The sequence below is a fragment of the Streptomyces sp. ISL-66 genome (assembly GCF_018614135.1).
In the GTDB taxonomy this organism is placed as follows: domain Bacteria; phylum Actinomycetota; class Actinomycetes; order Streptomycetales; family Streptomycetaceae; genus Streptomyces.
In genome coordinates this window covers 13,499-35,405 of record NZ_JAGGOW010000171.1, presented here as the reverse complement: position 1 = coordinate 35,405, position 21,907 = coordinate 13,499, and the positions used below count along the sequence as shown (strand labels likewise).

At 69.4% G+C, this 21,907-nt stretch carries 13 protein-coding genes; 2 read left to right on the top strand and 11 right to left on the bottom strand.

Features of this window, described 5'->3' with window-relative positions:
• Nucleotides 1–92 precede the first annotated feature (92 nt).
• The 5 genes from J7E97_RS29910 to J7E97_RS29890 all read right to left on the bottom strand — a co-directional run bounded on the left by J7E97_RS29910 (nt 93) and on the right by J7E97_RS29890 (nt 8,599).
• Entirely contained in the window at nt 93–1,490 is a 1,398-nt protein-coding gene (locus J7E97_RS29910; protein ID WP_215033815.1) for a GDSL-type esterase/lipase family protein, read from the bottom strand.
• 15 nt (nt 1,491–1,505) lie between these two features.
• On the bottom strand, nt 1,506–4,382 hold the full coding sequence (locus J7E97_RS29905; protein WP_215033813.1) for a stealth conserved region 3 domain-containing protein: 2,877 nt from the start codon (nt 4,380–4,382) through the stop codon (nt 1,506–1,508).
• An 8-nt stretch (nt 4,383–4,390) separates the two neighbouring features.
• Nucleotides 4,391–5,335, bottom strand: coding sequence for a hypothetical protein (locus J7E97_RS29900; protein ID WP_215033811.1), 945 nt, complete (start codon nt 5,333–5,335; stop codon nt 4,391–4,393).
• Nucleotides 5,332–7,014, bottom strand: a complete 1,683-nt coding sequence (locus tag J7E97_RS29895; RefSeq protein ID WP_251055370.1) for a stealth family protein — start codon at nt 7,012–7,014, stop codon at nt 5,332–5,334. The genes J7E97_RS29900 and J7E97_RS29895 overlap by 4 nt, the downstream gene beginning before the upstream one ends.
• Before the next feature lie 421 nt (nt 7,015–7,435).
• On the bottom strand, nt 7,436–8,599 hold the full coding sequence (locus tag J7E97_RS29890) for a hypothetical protein (protein WP_308346845.1): 1,164 nt from the start codon (nt 8,597–8,599) through the stop codon (nt 7,436–7,438).
• Between the two features lie 188 nt (nt 8,600–8,787).
• On the opposite strand from J7E97_RS29890, the gene J7E97_RS29885 reads away from it, so the two are divergent.
• Nucleotides 8,788–9,885 (top strand): LCP family protein, encoded by a 1,098-nt coding sequence (locus tag J7E97_RS29885; RefSeq protein WP_215033807.1) that lies wholly within the window; start codon nt 8,788–8,790, stop codon nt 9,883–9,885.
• Nucleotides 9,886–9,998: 113 nt separating this feature from the next.
• Here the strand turns inward: J7E97_RS29885 and J7E97_RS29880 are convergent, their stop codons facing one another.
• The 6 genes from J7E97_RS29880 to J7E97_RS29855 all read right to left on the bottom strand — a co-directional run bounded on the left by J7E97_RS29880 (nt 9,999) and on the right by J7E97_RS29855 (nt 18,531).
• Nucleotides 9,999–11,519 (bottom strand): amino acid permease, encoded by a 1,521-nt coding sequence (locus tag J7E97_RS29880; RefSeq protein ID WP_215033806.1) that lies wholly within the window; start codon nt 11,517–11,519, stop codon nt 9,999–10,001.
• A gap of 127 nt (nt 11,520–11,646) precedes the next feature.
• Nucleotides 11,647–13,563 carry a 1-deoxy-D-xylulose-5-phosphate synthase gene (dxs, locus tag J7E97_RS29875; RefSeq protein ID WP_215033804.1) on the bottom strand — a complete coding sequence of 639 codons (1,917 nt, stop codon included), beginning with the start codon at nt 13,561–13,563 and terminating at the stop codon, nt 11,647–11,649.
• A gap of 251 nt (nt 13,564–13,814) precedes the next feature.
• Nucleotides 13,815–15,104 (bottom strand): sugar ABC transporter permease, encoded by a 1,290-nt coding sequence (locus J7E97_RS29870; protein ID WP_215033816.1) that lies wholly within the window; start codon nt 15,102–15,104, stop codon nt 13,815–13,817.
• Nucleotides 15,105–15,130: 26 nt separating this feature from the next.
• Complete coding sequence (locus J7E97_RS29865) at nt 15,131–15,919, bottom strand: ATP-binding cassette domain-containing protein (RefSeq protein WP_112447331.1); 789 nt, start codon at nt 15,917–15,919, stop codon at nt 15,131–15,133.
• Nucleotides 15,920–16,085: 166 nt separating this feature from the next.
• The gene (locus J7E97_RS29860) at nt 16,086–17,198 is read right to left on the bottom strand and encodes a sugar ABC transporter substrate-binding protein (RefSeq protein ID WP_215033802.1); all 1,113 of its coding nucleotides are present in this window, start codon (nt 17,196–17,198) and stop codon (nt 16,086–16,088) included.
• Nucleotides 17,199–17,316: 118 nt separating this feature from the next.
• Complete coding sequence (locus J7E97_RS29855) at nt 17,317–18,531, bottom strand: ROK family transcriptional regulator (protein WP_215033800.1); 1,215 nt, start codon at nt 18,529–18,531, stop codon at nt 17,317–17,319.
• Between the two features lie 621 nt (nt 18,532–19,152).
• On the opposite strand from J7E97_RS29855, the gene mgtA reads away from it, so the two are divergent.
• A complete protein-coding gene (mgtA, locus tag J7E97_RS29850; RefSeq protein WP_215033798.1) occupies nt 19,153–21,873 on the top strand; it encodes a magnesium-translocating P-type ATPase in 2,721 nt (906 codons plus the stop codon).
• Nucleotides 21,874–21,907: the final 34 nt, after the last annotated feature.

Below are 21,907 nucleotides of genomic sequence, written 5' to 3'. Positions count from 1 at the left end.
CCCCGGATTAACCAACAGCATCACCTGGTGTGCGGGGCTTTCCCGTCGGCCTTCCGGCCGGCGGGGCCGGCGGGAAGGGGCAGGGCGCCGAATCAGTGGCCGCCGCCGTACGGGTAGTGCTCGCAGGGGTTGTCGGAGCAGGGCTCGCGCGAGACGAGCGCCGACTGCCGGATCCAGTTGTCTTCCGGGACGCCGTGGACCCTCATGGTGATCCGGGCGGGCACCGAGTGGATGGCGCTGAAGACGGCCACGAAGTCCAGCGTGTACGTGCCGGGCTTCCAGACGTGCGGGTGGGTGACCTTCCACTGACCGTCCGGGGCCACGGCCACCGAGGCTATGAGGCGGCCGTTCTCCAGGATCGCGATCTTCGAGACGCCGGGCTCGGCCGTACCGGTGAACCGCGGCCGGGTACCGGCGTAACCGCCGTCCTTCGGGGAGGTCACGACCGGCGGGGCCACCCAGTCCTTGACCGTGAACGGCAGGGTGGCGACCGGGGTGGGACCGTGGCCGGTGATGCCGACGGCCTGCAGGATGTGATCGCCCGCCGTCCAGTTGAGCACCCGCCGCCACAGCCACTTGCCCTCCTGGCTGACGCGCGTACCGCCGGCGTAGCCGCCGTTCTCGAAGAACAGCAGGTAGCTCGTGCCCGGGTCGGCGGTGCCCGAGAACTTGCCCATGGCGCTGATGAGCTTGCCGGCCGAGGGCGAGCCGAAGACCGGCGCGTTGCCGTAGCGCTGGTCGGAATACAGGGCGAACTCGGGCTTCTCCACGGTGAACTCGGCGGCTGGCGGCGGTAGTTGTGGGGCCATCGCGACGGCTTCGGGGTTGACGAACCCATGCGGTACGACCGGGGAGTTGTGCAGGCCGATGGCCACGATGCGGGCGACCTCGCGGGCACCGATCTCGTTGAAATGCGTCGAGTCGATGAAGCCGTCGGGGTGGTTGGGGTGCTCCCCCGCGTCCACCCAGCGGAAGTACTGGCGGGCCCGCTGCGGGCCCAGCTCCTGGAGCATCCGCGTGGTGAAGGCGTGCAGGTCCACCAGGCCGGCGCCGGTCTCGGCCGCGGCCTCGCGCATCAGCTGCGGGTACTCGCCGAGGGTGTCGGCGACATTGCCCTCGTTGTCGAACGTGCACCGCGACGCGGAGGTCATCAGGACGGGCACGGCGCCCTGGGCCCGGATGGCCTCCACGTACAGGTACATGAATTCCTTGAATTCACGCGGCCCGTGGTAGCGCATCGGGTTGTCGAAGCGCTGTTCGACGGTGCCGAAGTCGATGAGGACGATGTCGCCCGGCTCCAGCAGTTCGAGGAGGGTGGGAAGCCGTTCCAGGAAGTAGGTACGGGCCGTCATGGCGTCCCGCGCGTAGTTGCGCACCTCGTGATACGGCATCACGAACTCCGTGAGGAACTGTCCCCAGCCCGCCAGCGGAGACTCCTCCGGCTTCCGCGACTTGGCCACGGAGTTTCCGACCACGCAGATCTTGCTCATGAACAGTCCTGTCTCCTACAGCGGGAACCCGGGGAGCAGACCGGCGTGGAAGCGCTGGTTCCTCGGTGATCCGAATTCGAATTGGCTGGCAACCGGAAAGTAGCTCGGCAGGAAGCCGGCCAGGATCGCGTCCTGCTCGTCTTCCGAAACGTCGCCGTCGTGATAGTCGTTCAGGCAGAAGGTGTCGTTCGCGCGTGCGGTGAGGATGGTGTTCAGCTTCTGGAGCTGTTCGCTGAGGCCGACGTTCACGAAACCGGCGCTCAGTCCGCCCGGCACGCTGCGCTCGGTGTAGTAGCCGAAGTAGTGGTGCAGCGAGGAGGCGGTCGACACGTCGGTGGGGCTGCGCAGCTGGGCGTGGGCGGTGCGCTGCATCGCCTCGGGAAAATGCGACTCGAGGTCGAACATGATGCTGCGCCGCAGCGGGTGCGGGGCGTGGACGAAGGAGTTCACGAGGGTCCGGCCGAACATCTGCCGTATGAGCTCGCGGTTGTTCTTCGCCGCCATGCGGCTGAACTCGTCGCCCTCGGTGATGGCACTCATCGGAATGGCGTTCGACGACGTGAAGTGCTTCGCCTGCCCGTTGCTGAGATAGAACAGGTTCGGCTGGACCGGGCGGCCCAGGAAGATGTCGTCGTTGAAGTAGAGGAAGTGCTCGGAGAGCCCTTCGATGTGGTGCATCCGGCTTTCGATGGCGTGCGAGTTGTACGTGGGGAGACTGCCCGCCGTGCCGAAGATCTCGGAGTGGTCGACGACGCGCACCCGGGGGTGGCTGGTGTCCAGCCAGGCCGGCACCTGCTGGTCCGTGATCAGGTAGATGTTGCGGATCCAGGGTCCGTACATGTCGATCGAGCGCAGCGAGTAGCGCAGCTCGTCACGGTTGCGGAAGCGTGCGGCGCTGGTGGCGGCGTCCTCGGTGACGATGCCCATCGCGGACAGGGCGGCGTTCTTCCGTTCCAGCCAGGCCATGTCCGCGCCGTCGACCCAGGTGTAGACGGCGTCGATGGGGAAGCCGAAGTCGTGGTGCAGGGTCTGGGCGTACGGCTCGATGGACGGGTAGGTCCGGCCGCCGAGGACCAGGGAGGCCTGGCGCAGCGCGGGCCGGGGCACGCGTGCGCCGATGAGCGTACGGGTCGGGGAGAGGAAGAACTCCGGGTCCTGCGGGTCCTCCTCCCAGAAGGAGATGGTGCAGCCGTACGCGGCAGTCAGGCGCAGGGTCCGGGAGGCGGTGACGGCGCTCTGGTAGACCCGCACGCCGGCGAACGTGGCCCCGATGTGGTCGGTGGCCAATTCCGCGAGGGTGGTGAGGGTCGGTGAGTCGGCGTCGTTGACCAGCGCTATGTAGACGGGCTCCCCGGGGTAGGTCTCGGCGAGCACCTTGAGGACTTCGTCGCGGTGCTCGGCGTGGACGGCGACCGAGTGGCGCACCTTGGTGTCCCGGACGACGAAGTAGGGGATGCGGGCCCGCTCCAGCGCGTCGGCCGCCAGCGCGAGGTTGCTGGAGGAGATCTCGAAGGGCGACTCGGAGTCGATGACCCGGCAGAGCTGGCCGCCGTCGCGCACCAGGGAGCGGCGGTGCTTGAGGATGCGCTCCTCCGTGTCGCGCAACCGCTTGGTGCGGGAGGTGCTGGCCGGGGCGGCGGCCGCGGCGCGGGCGGCCCCGTCGTTGCCGGCGTGCAGCGCGTGGGCGGCGAGCCGGGCGGCCTTGGACGCCGCGCGGGATCCGGAGTCGCGGCCCGCGGCGAGCAGCCTGAAGAGGCCGTCCCAGCGGGCGGTGACGTGGGTCGCCTCGAAGCGGGCGGCCGCCTCGAGGGCGGCACCGCCCATGGCGTGGCGCAGCGGATCGTCCTCGATGAGCCGCGTGATGACGCTTGCGAGCGCCTCGGTGTCACCGGGTGTGACCAGGATGCCGGTGCGGCCGTCCTGGACCACGTCCCGGGGGGCGTTGGGGCAGTCGTAGGCGACGACGGGGACACCGGCCGTCTGCGCCTCCATCAGGGAGAGGCCGCCCGCCTCGGACTGGGAGGAGCACAGGGCGATGCTCGCCTTGGCCCACTCCTCGGCGAGGAACGGGGCCTCGCTGATCAAGTGCACGCTGCCGTGCAGGCCGAGCTGATTGCGCAGGCGGCGCAGGAGGCCGATCTGCGGGCCCTCGCCGATGACGCGCAGGGACCAGGTGGGGTGGTTCGGGGCGATGGTCGCCCAGGCCTTGAGGGCGTCGACGAGTCCGGCCCGCTCCACCAGGGGGGCGCTGAGCATGACGATGCGGGTCTGGAGCGTGGAGCGGGGGCGGAAGCCGGCGAGCGGGGCGGGCGGGATCACGTCGAGCTGCGGATTGCCGGCGCCGAAGGTCTCCATGAACCATTCGTAGGACCGCGGGCTCGGGAAGGTGACGGCGTCGAACCGGGGAGTGTGCTTGAGCAGCGGTTCGCCCTCGGGGCCGCCCAGCTCGGAGACCCGCTGTTCGTGGTGGACCGTGAGCACCCCGGTGGCCACGAACGCCGCGGTGTACGCCATGAGCGCTGGCGAGGTGCTGACGAGTACGTCGGCGTCCGTGTTCTGCAACGCGTACTCGAGCTCGATGTCGGCGAGCCGGTTGAACCGGTTGTCCCAGCGGCGCTCGACGACCGCGCTGGGTACGGAAGCGAGCGCGGCGGAGCGCGCCTCGTCGAGCCCGGAGTCGCGGACCGGCCGGTGGGTCGCGCCGCCGGCCTCGATGAGGAAGCGGGTGCGGACCCTTGCGTCCGGTGGCACGAAGCGGCGGCGGCGGACCTTGAAGACGCTGAGGACGCACACGTCGTATCCGATGGCGGCCAGTTCGGCCGCCTGGTTGAACACGGTGCGTTCGGCGTCGCTCATCGCGTCTGCCGCGGTCAGCAGAAACGTGACCTTCATACTCTTCCTCACCCGGCCGCGGTACTGCACGTGAACCGGAGGTTCCCGGCTGCCGTGTACCGCGATTCGACCATGATCAAATTCTCTGGACCGGGCGCCACCACGATCCTGCGTGCTGCGAAGACCCGCTGCGGGTCACGCACGTCGTGCAGCTTGCGGGCCACGCGCACCGAGCGGCGGCCCTCGGAGCAGAACAGCATGTCCCAGTGCTCGTTCCGGTGCCCCGCGGGAGTCATCTCCGACAGCGGCACGCCTACGCGCCAGACGCCGGGCTCCGTCTCGGCGGGCCAGGCGGTGATCCGGCGGCCCGACGCGGCGAACTCGCACCACGCGTCCTCGGCCTTGATGCCGAGGACACGGAAATCGACCTGGATACCGGAATGCCCGATATGGAGATGGACGACCTCCACCCCCGGCTTCGGGGCGCTGCAGATGATGCGTGCCTCGCCGGTGGCGCTGCGGACGATGCGGTGGCGGCGGCCGGTGACGGGCGAGAAGGCCATCGGCCCGGTCGCCCCGCCCTCGTACACCGAGGGCGGGCCGCTCAGCATCAGCGGCAGGTTGCGCGAGGAGCGCCCGGCCCTGGTCCGCAGCCGCAGCTTCCAGCGGCCCGGGGTGACCGGGGCCCCTCCCATCTCGGCGCCGAGCAGCACGGCCGCGTCCACGAGCACGCGGCCGTCGCGGTCGGTTCGGATGCGTGCGGGGACGGCGTAGCGGTTGCGGCCGCTGCCGAGGACGATCTCAGCGCTGTCCGGGATGCCGGCCGTGACCGGCAGCTCGGCGTGCAGGTTCACCGTCTGCCCGTCGAGCACGGCGGCGTACAGCAGCAGGGCGGAGCGCTTGGCCCTCCTCGGGACGAGGACGGGCACCATCAGCCGCCAGGCGCGGCGGGCGGCGTTGAGCTTGAGGAGCCGCCTGCGCACTGCGCCGAGGCCGGCTCGCAGGCCACTCATGCCCGTACACGTCCCAACTCGTTGACGCGTCGCACCGGAAGGCCGGTCGCGCCCGGTATCTCGTAGGGGCTGGGGACGGGGAAGTACGTCTCCAGGAAGGTGGTGACCATCCGCTCCTGGGCGTCCGGATCGGCGGGCGTCACGGTGTCGTTGATGCAGAAGGTGTCGAAGTCGCGGCGCGCGACGAGCCGGTCGAGCCGCTGCTGGGCCTTGTCGTCACCGATGTCGATGTACGTGTACCGCAGGTCCGCCACCGTCGCCCGGGCCGAGTGGTAGGCGTAGTAGTGGTGCAGCGAGGACGCGATGGGCACGTCGTGCGGGGAGCGGAAGGTGGCGTGCTGCGTGGCCCAGTGGGCCCGCTCGTGGACCTGCTCGATCTCGGCGAGGATGCTGCGCCGCAGCGCGTGCGGCGTGTGCTTCATCTTCTGGGAGATGAAGGTGCCGAACTGCTGGGCGATCAGGCTGCGGCTGTTGCGGCCCGCCGCGTTGACCGGGAGGTCCGCGTCGCCGTTGCGGCCGGACGGGATGAGGGCCTTGGACATGAAGAACTTGGTCAGACCGTTGGGGTGGAAGAAGTGCCCGAGCTCCACCGGCCGACCGAAGAACACGTCGTCGTTGAGGTAGAGGAAGTGTTCCGAGAGGTCCTCGATGTGGTGCAGCTGGCTCTCGATGGCGTGCGAGTTGAAGGTCGGCAGGGCGGCGGGGTCGGAGAAGATCTCGCGGTGGTCGACCACGCGCAGGCCGGGGAACTCCGTGTTGAGCCAGCCGGGGGCCTGGCCGGCGGTGACCAGGAAGATGTTGCGCACCCAGGGGGCGTACTGGTGGATCGAGCGCAGCGAGTAGCGGAGCTCGTCGCGGCTCTTGAAGCGGGAGTCGTTGGCGGCCTGTTCGTGCAGGGGCGATCCGGATCCCTTGCCCGCGGTGCCCCGGGCCGCCTCCTTGGCGGCCCGCCAGACCGGATCTGAGTCGTCGACCCAGGTGTAGACGACGTCGACGGGGTAGACGTGGTCGCCGGGGAGCGGAGCGGTGAACTCGGTGAGGGTGCGCGTCAGGCCCGTGGTGTAGAGCTGGGGGACGGGGCTGAAGAGCTTCTGCTCGGCCAGCCGGCGTTCCACGCCGACCCCGGCGCTGGTCACGACGCTGTTGGGGCGCGGAGCCACGTACTCCTCGCCGTCCTGGCCCCAGAACTCCAGTTCGACGCCGGATTCGGGGCCGAAGACGAGGTGGCCGGAGGGGTCGCAGACGTTCCAGGCCAGGCGCAGCACCTTGGCGTGGCGGAGCCTGCGCCAGGCGGCGGAGGTGGAGCCGGAGCGCATGGAGGCGCCGGAGCCCTCGCCGACGTATCCGGGGTTGTGCCCGAAGCCGATCTGGAGGACCTCTTCCGCGTCCTCGCGCCAGACCGAGGGGACGGCCACGCAGGGCAGCCTGTTCTCGGTGCCGCGTATGCAGAAGAAATCGATGTCCGCTTCTTCGAGCATGCTGACCAGCAGGTGCAGGTTGCGTGCGCGGGCCGCCCATTCGGTGGCCCCGGGCACGACTACGGTCCTGACGTGCTTTCCGCCGAGGCGTACGACGCGTATCGCACCGCGTGCGCTGTGCCGGGCACCTCGGCTGCGGCCGCCGAGTGCGCGGACCGCGAGGGCGGAGCGGAGCGAGTCGAAGGAGGCGAGGAAGGCCATGACGGCCTGGCGCAGCGGACGCGGCACCTTGCGGACGATCTTGCGGCGGGCTCGTACGGGCAGCAGCGAACGGTAAGACGCAACCAGAGCACTCGCCTCAGGGTTCTTGAGGCTCACAGACTTCCGCACCATCCAAGATCACGAGCCACCGCCCATGCCCCTGGTGCCGCTACTCCCGGGACATCCGCATCAAAACCTTTTCTGGAAGATGCAGAACGGGACCATCCCGTTCCACCCGATCCAGCATTACGCAACCTTTACATAGGCCGTTACGGGGCGTCTATCCACGGCCAAGGTTTCCGGGCGGCCGTTACGCACCTGAAATGAACTTGCGGCAAACCAGGGGTTTCACTGTGGGGGCCATCACACATAGAGTCCGCCCCCACCCCGGAGAACCATGGACGGAAAGGGATCGATCCGATCAGACCTGGACTGATCGGTCCATTACAAAACTGCGCCCAGTGCCCTGCCGGGCGATCCGCAGGCCGCCATCGGCATCGAGGAAGGCGACGACGACCCGCCCGAAGTGGTCGAGCGCGAGGGCGGGGGGCGCCGCGCACCATTCGCCGGTCGGCTCCCACCACACACCGGCGCCCTCGTTCCCGGTGCCGAAAGCGCCGAGGACGACGTGGCCGTCCAGGCCCCGGTAGGCGAGGATCGTGCAGTCGTATCCGTCGATCATCGTCCGCAGGGCCGAGACGCGCCCCTCGGCCGCGCTGCCGCCGAGCGGGATCACCCAGCCGCCCTCCCGGTACGCCTGGAGGCCTGTGGTCTCCGGGTCGGTCCAGTAGTAGGTGGCCCGGCCCGGCGCCGTCTCGATACCCACGACGCTCTGCTCGGCCGGCACCAACGGCAGGTCCGGGGTGCGCGCCAGAGCGGCGTCCGGCTCCGGCTGACAGCACCTCATGGCCCCGGCTTCGGTGGGCACCAGGGCCTCCATGAGCCCCGACGCGAGGGGCACCGGGGCCATGTCGGAACGCACGCCCCGGCACTTGACGCCCTGCCAGGGGAGCCACTTGCCGGCCGCCGATTCGCGGCAGACCGCGAGGTCGCCGGAGGCATTGGCGAGGAAGACGTACGCCGCCCCGTTCGCGGCGACCGAGACGACCGGGTTCCCGACGTACACGCCACGGGCCGAGTCGCGGTGCGGATTGCCGAGCGACTTCCACTCACCGAGGGGCCGGCCGGTCTGGTACTGGATCGCGTGCGCGACGTCGACGCTCGCGCCGGCCTTTCCGCGCACCGTACGGCGGCCGACGAAGTGGACGAAGCCGTTCGGACCCTGGGCCACGGAGAGCGAGGTCACGTCCGGGGCTGCGAAGAAGTCGGGCCCCCGCCACCGCGGCCCGCCCGGCTCGGTCTCGGCCCAGCGCAGCAGCCCGCCGGGGGTGCGCGCGTACGCCGAGAGCAGCCCTTCAGGTCCCCGCATCAGCCAGCGGCCGTCGAGGACGGGCCCTCCTCCGTCCGGCGCGGTTCCCACGCCGTGGCGGGCAGTCGTCTCCGCGCCGTCCCGCTGCACGCCGGCTCCCGACCTCGACCGCATGACGTTGCCCTCCAGCGTTTCGCGCGGCCCGGCGTCGGCCACATCGTGGGGATTCTAGTTCGACGAACAGATCCGCCGGCCCGGGATGCGGGACGCACGTCAGTCGGAATATCTGTCTATAGTGCACGGTCAGCGTGGAATGAGGGGGCGTGCACCCGCGCACCCGGATCCCGCCGCTCCAGCGCCCCTCCACCCCCCACGCCGGCCCCACGATTGAGGACTGAAGCAGGATGAGCCAGGACGTCCAGACACCGGACCGTCGCCCAACCCCCGACACCTCGGCGGGAAGAGGGCGCAAGCGCCTCCGCACCCGCGGACAGCGCATCAGACGGGGTGTTCTGCTCACGCTCCTGGTCCTGCTGCTCGCCGTCGGCGGCACCGGCTGGTGGGCGTACAGCCACCTCAACGGCAACATCGACAGCGTCGACCTGGACCAGGCGATCGGGGTGGACAACCGGCCCGCGAAGGTCGCCCCGAACGCGCAGAACATCCTCGTCCTCGGCTCCGACTCGCGTGCGGGCGCCAACGCCGACCTCGATCACGGCGATGTCAGCGGCGCCCGCTCGGACACCGCGATGCTCGTGCACGTCCCCGAGGGCCGCAAGAGGGCCACCGCCGTGAGCATCCCGCGCGACACCCTCGTCACCCGGCCCGAGTGCAAGGACGCCGACGGCAAGACGGTGGGGACCGCGAACCGGGTCATGTTCAACTCCGTCTACTCCCTCGCCGGCCCGGCCTGCGTGGTCAAGACGGTCGAGCAGATGTCCGGCATCCGCGTCGACCACTTCGTCGAGGTGGACTTCGCCGGGTTCCAGGGCCTGGTGGACGCGCTCGGCGGAGTGAGCGTCACCCTCGACAAGCCGATCAACGGCGGGAAGGGCGGGCTGAAGCTGGACGCCGGCACCCACCGCCTGAACGGGACGGACTCGCTCAAGTTCGTTCGCACCCGGTACGGCTACGGCGACGGCAGCGACCTCGGACGCATAGGCCTGCAGCAGCAGTTCATGCTGGCGATGCTGGCCGAGGTCAAGAAGCAGGACGCCCTCGGCAGCCCGGCCCGGCTCTACAAGCTCGCCGACGCCGGGACCAAGTCGCTGACCACCGACTCGGAACTCGGCTCCCTGAAGGGGCTGTCGGACTTCGCCCAGAGCATGAAGGGCGTGGATCCGGACACCATGGAGACGATCATGATGCCGGTCGCCTACGACAAAATAGACAGGAACCGCGTCATCGTCGCGGAGCCGCAGGCCGGTCAGCTGTGGGAGGCCCTGCGAAACGACCAGCCGATCCCGGCGGCCGCCAAGAAGTCCCCCGCCACCGGCGGCTGACCCCCTCGCCCCCGGACGGCACGGGCCGTGAAGCGGAGAGGTCCCGGAGCCGAGCAGGCTCCGGGACCTCTCCGTTGTCCGGATCTCTCCGTCCGGACCCGCGGGCGGAGGCGTCAGCGGCCCTCGCGCGCCGGGTTGGCCGTCATGCCCTCGCCCCGTCCGAGCCGGCTGTGCTGCCTGCCGTACAGGAAGTAGACGAAGAAGCCGACCACCATCCAGATCCCGAACCGCAGCCAGGTCTCGGCCGGCAGATTGAGCATCAGCCAGACCGACGCGCCGATCGACACGATGGGCACCAGCGGTACCCACGGGGTGCGGAAGGACCGGTGGAGGTCGGGCCGGGTGCGGCGCAGGACCATCACCCCGAGCGCCACGACGACGAAGGCGAACAGGGTGCCGATGTTCACCAGGGTCGCCAGTTCGTTGATGCTGGTGAAGCCGGCGACGATCGCGATGATCACACCGAGCAGGATCGTCGGCCGGTAGGGCGTACGGAACTTCGGGTGGGTCCGCGAGAAGAAGCGCGGCAGCAGTCCGTCGCGGCTCATCGCGAAGAACACCCTCGTCTGGCCGAGCAGCAGGATCATGCAGACCGTGGTCAGGCCCACCGCCGCGCCGAAGCTGATGATGCCTCCGTAGACCGGGTGCCCGGCGGATTTGAAGGCGTCGGCCAGGGGGGCGCTGACGGAGAGTTCCTTGTAGTTCTGCATGCCGGTCACCACGATCGAGACCGCCACGTAGAGCACGGTGCAGATGACCAGCGAGCCGATGATGCCGCGCGGCATGTCCTTCTGCGGCAGCTTCGTCTCCTCGGCGGCGGTGGCCACCACGTCGAAGCCGATGAAGGCGAAGAAGACGACGGAGGCGGCGGTGAAGATGCCCATGACGCCGAAGTTGGTGGGCGCGTAGCCGAAGAGGAGCTGGACCAGGGGGGCGTCCAGTCCGGAGCCGCCCGTCTGGGGCTCGGCGGGCGGGATGAACGGGTGGTAGTTCGACTTGGTGATGAAGAACAGGCCCGCGACGATCACGATGAGGACCACTGTGACCTTGATCGCCACGACGACCGCGGTGATCCGGGCGGAGAGCTTGACGCCGACCACGAGGATCGCGGTGAGGACCAGCACCAGGACGAAGGCCAGCAGGTCGAAGTGGCCGCCCGGCACGTCGGGTCCCTGGAGCGAGGCGGGCAGGTGCACGCCGACGTTGTCCATCAGCGAGCGGACGTAGCCGGACCAGCCGACGGCGACGACCGCGGTGCCCAGCGCGAATTCCAGCACCAGGTCCCAGCCGATGATCCAGGCGGGCAGCTCGCCGATCGAGGCGTAGGAGAAGGTGTACGCGGACCCGGCCACCGGCACCGTCGAGGCGAACTCGGCGTAGCAGAGGGCGGCCAGCGCGCACACCACACCGGCCGCGACGAACGCGAGGGCGGTGGCGGGTCCGGCGGTCTCCTTGGCGACCTTGCCGGTGAGGACGAAGATCCCGGTGCCGATGATGACACCGACGCCGAAGACGGTCAGGTCCCAGGCTGAGAGCGACTTCTTGAGCGCGTGTTCCGGCTCTTCGGTGTCGAGGATGGACTGCTCGACCGATTTGGTACGGAAGGGGCTGTTGAGATTCGGATTCGTACTCACCGACGCACCTCACAGGAGAGACCGCATCGAACCAAAGAGAACTCGTCGAAACGAAACGGGCCGGAAGGCCCACCCCCCAAGGGTGACCTTCCGGCCCGTACCGTGCAACCCCACATGATCAGGCCGGTCAGTCGACGGCGGCGGCCGGCTCACTGTCGTAGCGCCCGTCGAGCTTGGCCACCAGACCGGTGACCTGCCGCGCGATGTCCGGGGCGGTCAGCCCGATCTCGGCCATGACCTCCTTGCGCGTCGCGTGGTCCAGGAAGCGCGACGGAATGCCGAAGTCGCGCAGCGGTACGTCGACCCCGGCGTCCCGCAGTGCCTGCGCGACGGCGGATCCCACGCCGCCCGCGCGGCTGTTGTCCTCGACGGTGACGACCACGCGGTGGCGGTCGGCGAGCGGCGCCAGGGCCTCGTCCACCGGCTTGACCCAGCGGGGGTCGACCACGGTGGTGGTGATGCCCTGCTTGTCGAGGAGGTCGGCGATCTCCAGGCACATCGGGGCGAGTGCGCCGACCGAGACGAGCAGTACGTCCGGAAGGGTGACCTCGGCGCCCGGAGCGCGCAGCACGTCCATGCCGCCGATCCTGCCGACGGCCGGGACGGCCGGGCCGACGACGCCCTTGGAGAAGCGCACCACGGTCGGCGCGTCCTTGACGAGGACGGCCTCGTTCAGCTGGGCGCGCAGCTGCTCCGCGTCGCGCGGGGCGGCGAGGCGCAGGCCGGGGACGACCTGGAGGATGGACATGTCCCACATGCCGTTGTGGGAGGCGCCGTCGGTGCCGGTGACACCGGCCCGGTCCAGGACGAAGGTGACTCCGCACTTGTGCAGGGCCACGTCCATCAGGACCTGGTCGAAGGCGCGGTTGAGGAAGGTCGCGTACACCGCGAAGACCGGGTGGGCGCCGCCGGTGGCCAGGCCGGCCGCCGAGGTGGCACCGTGCTGCTCGGCGATGCCGACGTCGAAGATCCGGTCCGGGTAGGCGTCGGCGAACTTCTTCAGGCCGACCGGCTGGAGCATGGCCGCGGTGATCGCGACGATGTCCTTGCGCTCCTTGCCGAGCTTGACCATCTCGTCGGCGAAGACGGAGGTCCAGCTGGCGGCGTCGGTGCTGACCGGCAGGCCGGTGTCCGGGTGGATGACACCGACGGCGTGGAAGCGGTCCGCCTCGTCCTGGACGGCCGGCTCGTAGCCCCGGCCCTTCTGGGTGAGGCAGTGGACGATGACCGGTCCGCTGAAGCGCTTGGCGCGCTGCAGGGCGGATTCCAGGGCCTCGATGTCGTGGCCGTCGATGGGCCCGATGTACTTCAGGCCCAGGTCCTCGAACATGCCCTGCGGGGCGATGAAGTCCTTGAGCCCCTTCTTGGCACCGTGCAGGGTCTCGTAGAGCGGCTTCCCGACGACCGGGGTGCGCTCCAGGAGGTCCTTGCCGCGGGCCAGGAAGCGCTCGTAGCCGTCCGTGGTGCGCAGGGTGGCGAGGTGGTTCGCGAGGCCGCCGATGGTGGGGCCGTACGAGCGCTCGTTGTCGTTGACGACGATCACCAGCGGGCGGTCCTTGGCGGCGGCGATGTTGTTCAGCGCCTCCCAGGCCATGCCGCCGGTCAGTGCGCCGTCGCCGATGACCGCGGCGACGTGGTGGTCCTCCTTGCCGAGCACCTCGTTGGCCTTGGCGATGCCGTCGGCCCAGCCCAGCACGGTGGAGGCGTGCGAGTTCTCGATCACGTCGTGCTCGGATTCGGCGCGCGAGGGGTAGCCGGAGAGGCCGCCCTTGGTGCGCAGTCCGGCGAAGTCCTGACGACCGGTGAGCAGCTTGTGGACGTAGGCCTGGTGGCCGGTGTCGAAGAGGACCTTGTCCTTCGGCGAGTCGAAGACCCGGTGCAGGGCGATCGTCAGCTCGACCACGCCGAGGTTGGGGCCGAGGTGCCCGCCGGTCTTGGAGACGGCGTCGACGAGGAAGGACCTGATCTCGGCGGCGAGCCGGTCGAGCTCCTCCTGGCTGAGCCGGTCCAGATCGCGCGGTCCCTTGATGCGGGGCAGCAGCACCCGTGCCTCCTTGCAGTTGCTTGCTGGTCTGTCGAGTCTAATGTTCCGCTCACGGCGGCCATCATCGGGCGGTTCCGGTCCGGTCACGCCTTTGTCATACCTGTACACGTATGCGCGAAGCCACACCCACCAAACGGGCACATACCCGTACAGATGTACGTATGCGCATACGCACAGGTGCCCGGCGCCACACGTAGTGGCACCGGGCACTGTGACGGTTCTTACCGCCGGGTCACTCGCAGATCGCTCGATCAGGCGCGTCCGGCCGTCTTCTGCGTCTTGCGGGTGATCGAGTCGATCACCACGGTGGCGAGCAGCACGGCGCCGGTGATCATGTACTGGATCGGCGTCGCGATTCCCTCCAGGGCCAGACCGTACTGGATGGACGTGATGACCATGACGCCCAGGAGGGCGTTCCAGGTCCGGCCGCGGCCGCCGAAGAGGCTGGTGCCGCCGATGACGGCCGCCGCGATGACGTTCATCAGGAGGTCGCCGGCGCCGGCGCTCTGGTTGGCCGCCGCGATCTTGGAGGCCCAGAAGAGGCCGCCGATCGCCGCGAAGGTGCCGGCGATCGCGAAGACCGTGATCCGGACCCGGTTGACGTTGATGCCGGCGCGCCGGGAGGCCTCGACGCTGCCGCCGAGGGCGAAGACCTGGCGGCCGAAGGTGGTGCGCCGCAGGACGAAGTCCGTGGCGACCAGGGCCAGCAGGAAGAGCACGACCGCGAGCGGCAGGCCCTTGTACTGGTTGAACACGATCGCGGGGCCGAAGGTGAACACCGCGAGGAGCCCGGTGCGCAGCACGATCTCGCCGACCGGACGGGAGGGGACCCCGGCGGCCTCCCGGCGGCGCGCGTCGAAGAACGTGGCGGCGAAGTACCCGAGCACGGCGAGGGCGGCGAGCCCGTAGCCGACGGCCACGTCCGAGAAGAAGTACGTGGTCAGCTGCCCGACCACGCCGTCGGAGTCGAGGTTGATCGTGCCGTTGCTGCCGAGGATCTGCAGCATCGCGCCGGACCAGAAGAGCAGGCCCGAAAGGGTGACGGCGAAGGCCGGAGCCCCGATCTTGGCGAAGAAGAAGCCGTGGAGTGAGCCGATCAGGGCACCTCCGGCGATGGCGGCCGCCATCGCCAGCCATTCGTTGACGCCGTGGGTGACCGCGAGGACGGCGACGATCGCGCCCGAGACGCCGCTGACGGAGCCGACCGAGAGGTCGATCTCGCCGAGCAGCAGGACGAAGATGATGCCGACGGCCATCATGCCGGTGGCGGTCATCGTGATCGCGATGTTGGTGAGGTTCTCCGGGCCGAGGAAGTTCGAGTTCAGCCCCTGGAAGATGCTCCAGATGATGATCAGGCCGAGGACGACGGGTACGGAGCCCAGGTCGCCGGCCTTGAGCTTGCGGCCGAACTCGTTCACGTATCCGGCCAGGCCCTGCTCGCGGACGAGCAGGCGGGGGTCGACGGCCGGGATGGCGTCGTGCGCGGCGGCCGGGTTGATCGGGTCGATGTGCTCCGACCGGCCGGCCGGTCCCTTGCCCAGTGGGACGCCGGTGGGGTTCTGGGTGTTCACTTGCGGGCCTCCCCGGTGCGGGCCGCCCGGCGGGTCACGGCGTTGTCCGTGGCCCCGGTGATGGCGGAGATGATCTCTTCCTGCGACGTGTCCTTCACGGAGAAGACGCCGTTGTTGCGGCCCAGCCGCAGTACCGCCACCTTGTCGGCGACGGCCTTCACATCGGCCATGTTGTGGCTGATGAGGATGACGGCGTGGCCGCGCTCGCGCAGCCTCTCCACCAGGTCCAGGACCTGCGCGGTCTGCTCGACGCCGAGGGCGGCCGTGGGCTCGTCGAGGATGACGAGCTGGGGCTCGCCCAGCATGGAGCGGGCGATCGCCACGGTCTGGCGCTGGCCGCCGGAGAGCGAGGCGATGGGGATGCGGACGCTGGGGATGCGGATGGACAGGGTGGTCAGGAGCTCGCGGGCGCGCCGCTCCATCTCCACCTCGTCGAGGATGCCGCGCCGCTTGAGTTCGCGGCCCAGGAAGAGGTTGCCGACGACATCGATGTTGTCGCACAGCGCGAGGTCCTGGTAGACCGTCGCGATGCCCAGGTTCTGGGCGTCGTGGGGCTTGGTGATCGAAACCGGGCGGCCCTCCCATTCGATGACTCCGTCATCGATGGGGTGCACGCCGGCGATCGTCTTGACCAGCGTGGACTTACCGGCGCCGTTGTCGCCGACGAGGGCGACCACCTCGCCGGAGTGGATCTCGAGTTCTACGTCGGTCAGGGCCTGAACGGCGCCGAACCGCTTCGAGACCCCTCGCAACGCCAGTACGGGCGCAGCGGACACATGAACCATCTCCTTGCCGCCTGACCGGCGGGGATGTCGTGCAAAAGAGCAGGACCACGGGGGGTATGAAAGAGAGAAACGTTCTGTCCGGCGCCCCGCCGGTGGCGGGATGGAGGCGGGAACGCCGGACAGGAAAAGGGGGCCGGCTCGGCGGTGCCGAGCGCGGCCGGGGGCCTTACTTCAGGCCGATGGCGGCGCAGGCGGCCGCGTACTTCTCGGTGCAGATCTCGTCGGCCGTGTAGACGTTGTCCCGGATGACGGTGTCCTTGATGTTCGCCTTGGTCAGCGAGATCACCGGGATCAGCAGGGAGGGGACGGCCTTGGCGCTGGGGCTGTCGACCTTGGCGGTGGCCGTGGTCGCGATCGGGTCACCCTTGGCGAGGGCGACGGCCATCTTCGCGGCGGCCTCGGCCTCGGGGGCGTACGGCTTGTAGACGCTCATGAACTGCTCGCCCGCGACGATCCGCTGCACACCGGCGAGTTCGGCGTCCTGGCCCGTGACCGGGGGCAGGGGGGACAGACCGGCCGCCTTGAGGGCGGTGATGATGCCGCCGGCCATGCCGTCATTGGCGGAGTAGACGCCGATGATCTTGTCCTTGCCGACCGCGGAGAGCGCGGCCGCCATGTTGGTGTTGGCGTTCTCCGGCTTCCACTCGACCGTGTCGTACTCCTTGGCGACGTTCACCTTGCCGTCGAGGACGGAGTGCGCGCCCTGCTTGAACAGCTTGGCGTTCGGGTCGGTGACCGACCCGTTCATCATGACGATCTGGCCGTCCTTGGCCTTGTCGCCCAGCGCCTCGAGGAGCGCCTTGCCCTGGACCTTGCCGACCTCTTCGTTGTCGAAGGAGGTGTAGGCGTCGATCGGGCCCTCGGCCAGTCGGTCGTAGGCCACGACCGGGATGCCGGCCTCCTTGGCCTTCTTGACCGAGCCCGCGATGGCCTTGGAGTCGACCGCGTCGATGATCAGGACGTTCACCTTGTTGGTGATCATCGTGTCGACCTGCGAGTTCTGCGTGGTCGCGTCCTGCTTGGCGTTGGCGTAGACCACTTCGCCCTTGCCGGCGGTCAGATCGGCGACGGCCTTCTCGATGAGCGGCTTGTCGAACTTCTCGTACCGCGCGGTCTGGTTCTCCGGCAGGAGCAGACCGACCTTGATCGCGTTGCCCTTGACGGCGGACGAGGAGTCCTTCTTGTCACCGGCCTCCTTCGCACTGCCGCAAGCGGCGAGCGAGACGGCCATGGCGCTGGCGGCGACGGCTACGGCGGCTCTGCGCATACGCGTGTTCATTACTTGAACCTCCCTGACGAGGCCGCAACACTGCGGCCGAGGTGGATGTGAGTCAACCCCGGCCGCAAGTTTGCCGTCAAGGAGTGAATCCTTAACGAGATGACAACGGTGCCATCCGTTATCTAACTGAAGACAAGAGGGTTGGAGCTCGCACCCCACTGTCATTTTCCGCCAAAAGCGTCGAATCGCCCATCTCACTCAGTACGAGGGCCAAGGCCCCCAGCACCTCCGCCCGCCCGCCCAGGGACCCCGTCAGCACCGACAACTGGCGGGCCGCGCTGGGAATCGCGTACCTCCCGACCGATTCCCGGATGGGAGCCAGGACGAGCTCACCGGCGTCGGCGAGCGAGCCGCCCAGGACCACCCGGCTCGGGTTCAGGAGGTTGCACAGGCTGGCCACGCCGCTGCCGATGTGGCGGCCCACGTCGGTGATGACCCGGCGGCAGCCCGGATCCCCGCCCCGGGCCAGCTCGACCACCCGCTCCATCGTCAACTCCGGCCCGTGGGTGCCCTGGAGGAGCGGCAGCACGTACCGGGCGGCGGCGAAGGTCTCAAGGCAGCCGCGGTTGCCGCAGCGGCAGACCGGGCCTGATTCGTCCAGGGTGATGTGCCCGATCTCGCCGGCGGTGCCGCCGGGTCCGCGGTAGATCTGACCGTTGATGACCAGCCCCGCACCGACGCCGCTGGCGACCTTGATGTACGCCAGATCCTTCACTCCGCGCCCGCTCCCCCAAACGAGTTCACCGAGCGCTCCGAGGTTCGCGTCGTTGTCCACGTACACGGGCACGCCGAGGCGCCGGGAGAGCTCCTGGCGCGGGTTGATCCCGGCCCAGCCCGGCAGGATCGCCGTGGAGCCGAGGGTGCCGGATTCCACGTCGATGGGGCCGGGGACGCCGAGCCCGACGCCGATCACCTTGCCCAGGCCCACCCCGATGCCCTCGATGAGCCGTCCGACCAGGGCCTCGGCCCGGTCGAAGCCCTCCGCCCAGGAGGCGTCCACGTCCAGCGGCTCGGACTCCTCCGCCAGCACCTGGTGGGCGAGGTTGCCGACGGCCACCCTCAGGTGCGTGTGACCGAAGTCCACGCCGATCACGATGCCCGCGTCCCCGCTGAGCGAGACGCTGCGCGCCCGCCGGCCGCCGGCCGAGGTGTCCGTGACCTCGACGGTCCCGGCCTCCTTGAGCTCCCGGACGATGTTCGAGACCGTGGCCGCCGAGAGTCCGGTGGTCCGGGCGATCTCCGCCTGGGTCAGCGAACCCGCGAGCCGCACCGCCCGTACGACGCGCTCCAGATTCGCGCGATGCAGTGAAGACTGCGATCCGGGAGTCTGCACGACTCATCCACTCCTGCCCATAAGCAACGGCAAGCCGTCGCCCCCCGGCCGGGGCCGTAGCGGCTGCGTGCTCCGAGACCCCGGCGTCTCTCCAACTTGTGAACCTTAAGTCGAGCCTTTGCGCCTCAAGACGTCAAGAGGCCGACGCAGCACGAATCGGCCACTATCGGTCATAAGCATGAGAGAAACATCCATCCGTGTCGTGTTACGGTCGCTGAGGCGTCGGTCTTCCGCGGCTCTTCCACGGCCCTTCCACGGGTCTTCACGGCCGGATCGGACGCCCGATGTCATGCCAGCGCTACGCGAGGAGGTGTTCGGGAATGAGTCCCGATCGAAGTCCTTGCAGCGCTCTCTTCGGCTGACCGTCATCACCCTCGGCTGACCGTCACCGACGGGCCGATCTTTCCGCGTGTGCACCGCCGCGGCCCCGCCGCCCCCGTGCGTCCCGCATTCGCCTTCGCTGCAACCCCTTCCGCGTGCCCTGACACCTGAACCGGGCGCGCGTCATCCATGCCCCTCGGCGTCCCCGCGGCCCGCGTGCCGCTCCGCGCCGACCCGTGATCACTCCACGTGACCGCTCGGCTCCGCGCTGCCCGGACACCGTGGAGGGAGGTATTCGTCATGACCGTGCTCACCCCTCGTACCCCGACGAAGCTCGCACCCCCGGGCCGGGCCCGCCGCGAGCGCAAGGCCGCCGAGCTGGAGGCCCGTACCCGGATCGTCGGCCAGAAGCTCGCCGAGGTCAGCGCCCGCCCGGGCGTCCAGCTCCTGCGGGACGTGGACGCTTCCCGCCACGGCCTCACCCACACCGAGGCCTCGCTGCGCCTGGAGCGGCACGGCTCCAACGTCATCGCCCAGGAGCGCGCCCCGCGCTGGTACGTCCAGCTGGCCAAGGCGTACGGGAACCCCTTCATCGGGGTCCTGGTCTTCCTGGCCGCCGTCATGTACTGGCAGGACCCCGCCGACCCGGGCGTCGTCATCCTCTCGGTGATGGTCGGGATCAGCGGACTGCTGCGCTTCTGGCAGGAGTTCCGCTCGGGCCGGGCCGCCGACGCGCTGAAGCAGCTCGTCACCACGACCTGCGCGGTGCAGCGCCGGGCCGGCGACGGCTGCGACCCGGCCACCTTCGAGATCCCGATGGACGGGGTGGTCCCGGGCGACGTGGTCAAGCTGGCCGCCGGCGACCTGATCCCGGCCGACCTGCGGCTGATCGCCTCCAAGGACCTGATGGTCAGCCAGGCCGCGCTGTCCGGCGAGTCCCTGCCGGTGGCCAAGGCCGACATCCGCACGGAGGACCTCGGTCAGTCCGGGACCACCGATCCCGTCGAGGCCGAGAACATCTGCCTGATGGGCACCTCGGTGACCTCCGGCACGGCCACCGGAGTCGTCGTCGCCACGGGCTGCGACACCTACTTCGGTTCGATGGCCGGTTCGCTGGTCGGCGAGCGCCCGGAGACCAGCTTCGACACCGGCGTGCGCAAGGTCAGCTTCCTGCTGATCCGCTTCATGCTGGTGATGGTCCCCGTCGTCTTCATGATCAACGGCTTCACCAAGGGCGACTGGGAGGCCGCCTTCCTCCTCGGCATCGCCGTGGCGGTGGGCCTGACCCCCGAGATGCTGCCCATGGTCGTCTCGGCCAACCTGGCGCGGGGCGCGGTGGCGATGTCCCGGCGCAAGGTGGTCGTCAAGCGGCTCAACGCGATCCAGAACCTGGGCGCGATGGACGTGCTCTGCACGGACAAGACCGGCACCCTCACCGAGGACCGGATCGTCCTGGACCGCTACCTCGACGTGCACGGCGACGAGGACGACGAGGTCCTGGAGTACGGCTACCTCAACGCGCACTTCCAGACGGGCCTGAAGAACCTGATGGACCAGGCGGTCATCGACCGCGTGGGCGAGGCCGAGGAGGTTGTCGTCGACGCTCGGTTCTCGATGGTCGACGAGATCCCCTTCGACTTCGCCCGGCGCCGGATGTCCGTGGTCCTGAACCGCAACAGCATCGTCGGCGGACTCGGCCGCCCCGAACACGTCGTGATCACCAAGGGAGCCGTCGAGGAAGTCCTCGCCCTGTGCACCCACATGACGGACCGAGGGCGCGAGGTCGAGCTCACCGAACAGCTGCGGTGGCACGTCACCCGCATCGCGCGGGACAACAACCGCCAGGGCCTGCGCGTCCTCGCCGTCGCCACCCGCACGATGAGCACCCCCCGCGACACCTACACGGTCGCCGACGAGGACCAGCTGACCCTGGTCGGCTTCCTCGCCTTCCTCGACCCGCCGAAGGCCGACGCCGCCCGAGCCCTCCGGGGCCTCGCGGAGAAGGGCATCGCGGTCAAGGTGGTCACCGGCGACAACGAGCTCGTCGCCGCCCGGGTCTGCGCCGATGTCGGACTCACCGTCGGCCACGTGGTGGGCGGCACCGAGACCGACGTCCTCGACGACACCGAACTGCGCGCGCTGGCCGCCCGTACGACGGTCTTCGCCAAGATCAACCCGGTCCAGAAGGCCCGGATCGTGCGGGCCCTGCAGGCCGACGGCCACACCGTCGGCTTCCTCGGGGACGGCATCAACGACGCCGCCGCGCTGCGCGACGCGGACGTCGGCATCTCGGTCGACACCGCCGTCGACATCGCCAAGGAGTCGGCGGACATCATCCTCCTGGAGAAGGACCTGACCGTCCTGGAGCAGGGCGTGATCCAGGGCCGGACCACCTTCGGCAACACCATCAAGTACATCAAGATGACGGCCAGCTCGAACTTCGGCAACGTCTTCTCGGTGCTGGTGGCGAGCGCGTTCATCCCGTTCCAGCCGATGCTGGCGATCATGCTGCTGGTGCAGAACCTGGTCTACGACCTCGCGCAGCTGGCCACGCCGTGGGACCGGATGGACGAGGAGTACCTGCGCGTGCCCCGCAACTGGGACGCCAAGGGCATCGCCCGGTTCATGGTCTGCGTCGGCCCCATCAGCTCGATCTTCGACATCGCGATGTTCGTGATCATGTGGAACGTGTTCGCCGCCGGCAGCGAGGCGCACCAGGCGCTCTTCCAGTCCGGCTGGTTCGTCGAGGGCCTGCTCTCGCAGACCCTGATCGTCCACATGATCCGTACCCGCAAGATCCCCTTCGTCCAGTCGCGGGCGTCCTGGCCGGTGATGGTGACGACCGTCCTCGCGGTGCTGACCGGGCTCTACCTGCCCTTCTCGCCGCTGGCCGGGTCGCTGGGCTTCACGGCCCTGCCGGCGGGCTACTTCCCGTGGCTGATCGGCGTACTGCTCGCGTACTGCACGCTCACGCAGCTGCTGAAGACCGTGTACATCCGCAAGTTCGGCACCTGGCTGTAGGCAGCCGCGCGGGCGGAGGCCCGACCCGTCCGCG

What these genes read in the sequence shown, in the direction of transcription:
- J7E97_RS29895 (WP_251055370.1), bottom strand. Translation starts at nt 7,014, where the DNA reads ATGGCCTTCCTCGCCTCCTTCGACTCGCTCCGCTCCGCCCTCGCGGTC.
- J7E97_RS29910 (WP_215033815.1), bottom strand. Translation starts at nt 1,490, where the DNA reads ATGAGCAAGATCTGCGTGGTCGGAAACTCCGTGGCCAAGTCGCGGAAG.
- J7E97_RS29900 (WP_215033811.1), bottom strand. Translation starts at nt 5,335, where the DNA reads ATGAGTGGCCTGCGAGCCGGCCTCGGCGCAGTGCGCAGGCGGCTCCTC.
- J7E97_RS29860 (WP_215033802.1), bottom strand. Translation starts at nt 17,198, where the DNA reads ATGAACACGCGTATGCGCAGAGCCGCCGTAGCCGTCGCCGCCAGCGCC.
- J7E97_RS29865 (WP_112447331.1), bottom strand. Translation starts at nt 15,919, where the DNA reads ATGGTTCATGTGTCCGCTGCGCCCGTACTGGCGTTGCGAGGGGTCTCG.
- J7E97_RS29905 (WP_215033813.1), bottom strand. Translation starts at nt 4,382, where the DNA reads ATGAAGGTCACGTTTCTGCTGACCGCGGCAGACGCGATGAGCGACGCC.
- J7E97_RS29885 (WP_215033807.1), top strand. Translation starts at nt 8,788, where the DNA reads ATGAGCCAGGACGTCCAGACACCGGACCGTCGCCCAACCCCCGACACC.
- mgtA (WP_215033798.1), top strand. Translation starts at nt 19,153, where the DNA reads ATGACCGTGCTCACCCCTCGTACCCCGACGAAGCTCGCACCCCCGGGC.